Origin of the sequence: Poseidonocella sp. HB161398, assembly GCF_005870025.1 — a bacterium.
Lineage (GTDB): Bacteria > Pseudomonadota > Alphaproteobacteria > Rhodobacterales > Rhodobacteraceae > Mangrovicoccus.
Window position 1 is genome coordinate 1 of the sequence record NZ_VATA01000181.1, and the last position, 2558, is coordinate 2558.

The 2558-nt window shown below is 50.0% G+C and carries 2 protein-coding genes; both read left to right on the forward strand.

All coding sequences use genetic code 11. The annotated features are described in order from the left end of the window. Positions 1-706 precede the first annotated feature (706 nt). Positions 707-1183: a hypothetical protein gene (locus FGX59_RS36480; protein ID WP_138473431.1), complete on the forward strand. Its 477-nt coding sequence runs from the start codon at positions 707-709 to the stop codon at positions 1181-1183. A 119-nt stretch (positions 1184-1302) separates the two neighbouring features. Then, a complete protein-coding gene (locus FGX59_RS36485; protein WP_138473432.1) occupies positions 1303-1584 on the forward strand; it encodes a hypothetical protein in 282 nt (93 codons plus the stop codon). Positions 1585-2558: the final 974 nt, after the last annotated feature.

Sequence of the window (2558 nt, forward strand, 5' to 3'; positions counted from 1 at the left end):
ATTGGAGCTCTTCGACACACTGAACCTGTCAAAACCCGCCTGACCAAGCCGCTGTAGTTACATTTTCGGCATTTGCGCCTTAACAATATCAGCTACTTACGCGTCTAGCTGTCGAACTAGGGGACACCGCCCGTGCTATGCCTCATAGGACATGCTATCTAGAAGAACCCCAACGGGTTCGCGGTTCAAGGCGGCCTGAGCAAGACCGCCGCGCGCGCCCCACGCCGAGAGGCCAGGAGAGGCCGGAAAATCACGCCACCCTGTCCAACACGGCGGAAACCGTTGCTCGTACGCCTATTTTCAGTACCCTGTAAAACGCCGCTCTAGCTGCCGTTCTCGGGATAAGGTGACAACCTTAATAAACCTGACATGGAGTTGTGGAGAGGTGACATACACATTGTAAAACTTAAGAAAGCAACCTCATGCGGCGAGGAGTTGCTTATGAAGGATGTTGCGAAATCTACTACTAGCTAAGATCATAAAATAATGGCAACGAATCGGCGGTCAAAAGAAATGACCCCACGCAAACTTCCGAACATATGGTTGTGGCATCATATCCTACCCTAATCGTGCACATCGGTGCTGGCAAGACTGGCTCAACCTCAATCCAATTCACGCTAAAGAGGGCGCTCGAACGGCTTGCAGAGTCAGAACTTGCGTACGTCGGTTTGGCGCTTGAGCATATTCCGGAAGCAACCAATTATCGGTGGCGTGTTGCCAATTCTCCTCAGTTTTTTTCCAGGAACAAGCGCGCAATCAATCGAGAACAGATCAAGAAGTTGAAACAGTTCTCATTGCAGAACTAAAACGACTTGGTGCGATTGGCATAAAGCGGGTAGTATGGAGCAATGAGGCGTTTTTAGCTAGGCCGGGAAGTGTTTTGCCAATTCTTCGCAATCTGGCGGCGCTGGGTGTGGAAATTATTCCAATTGCTTATGTTCGAAGACATGACAGTTGGGCGCAGAGCGGATATGTACAATTCGGCATAAAGTCAAAACCATATCATGGCCCGCTTCGCGGTTTCGAACAGTGGGTACAAGAACATGATATTTCCTACGCCGAAAATTTGAGAATCTGGCTAAATTCATTCTCCAATCTTGAAATATATAATTTCGATTCAATTGATAACGTCGCAGAGCATTTCATTTCATTTCAAGAGTTGGGGCATCTAACATCGATGTGATCAGAGCAAACGAAAAGCCCGGACTAGCGTTGCTCTCAGCTTGGGCAGTGCACAATGCTAGCACACCAGGGAGAATTAGAGGAACAGCCTTTAGGAAAATAGCGAAACGACTCGATATCTTGGACAGCGAGAGCTTCGAAATACCTCCAATAGGTGAGCTTTTACCCAGCGCACAGGATCTTCTTAATGTTCAAGAAACATTCTCTGAAGACTTCAGTGAGGTTAATGACCTCTTGGAGAAACAGGGTCAGCCGCCACTTGAATTTGGACCTCCGAAAGTTAAGAGCAAGTCGATATCAAATTGGGATATGGATCAAATGATGCTCAGGATGATTTTTTCGCTCCAGCGCCAAGTGCTCAACTTGGAAAGTGAGCTTCAAGCACTGCGGGAAGATGACTGAGAATACCGCGGATGGCCATTGTTCCAAAAGTTGGAAGCAAGACCCGATGTCCATTTCCCAGTGCAGGGCCGGACAACACGTCCGATCTACGCGGCGCCGAAAGGGGCGCAGTGATTAATATGAACGACGTATATTTGTCCCTCGGTGTTCAGGCGATCAGGGATCTTTGATACATTCCGTGCGCTGAAGGATTGGCGGCTGCAGGCACGATAGACGGCTCATAGTTTCAGCTTTTCCGAACGAGGTGCTGGACTGGTGGTAAAGCGTGGCTTCGGACTAGAGTCGCGAAACAATCCCCGTTTCAGAGGAAACCATATTTGCGAATGGGAGAGACGTTTTTGCCGCCATACTTGGATCGCCGAATGGAACATGCAGATATCGAAGGCGCCGTTAGAGTAGGCTAATTGCTTAGCGGCTGAGCCCGAATATCGCCAGTCGGCGAGCACAGCGCCGAATGAACCTTACGTTCGCGCTTGACATCAAAAACCAAGAATATTTGATTGAACCGCAGATCAGTGTGGGCAAGCTAAAACCGGGCAGTCCAGCCTTGGCAGGCGGACACATATTTGTACCATTCCGGTTGTTCACCGGGACGGCAGATAAAAGAGCACCTTCATTTTAAGAAGAATTGGACGGCCACCTCGGAGAACAAACCAAAACCATCTGCATTTCGTCATCGGCGCCCGCCAGTCGAAATGGGCAATAGTCGAAACAATCGCCATGGCCGAATTCCACGCCACTCCAAGAACCTTGATCAAAAGCTACAAACACCGCTTCATCGTCTCGCGTAAGGTTTTCGGTTGGTGCTGCGGTAGTAGTGGGGTCCTCGTCTCAACCCACCATGCTCGTCCGGCATGACATGCACGACGCTAATCTCACACGGCCTTGTTGCACAAATCGGGGGCTGAGCGCGGTTCCCCTTTCCCCGGACGGACTTATCCTACGGCCACAGTGACGGGTATGCCGAGCGCGGT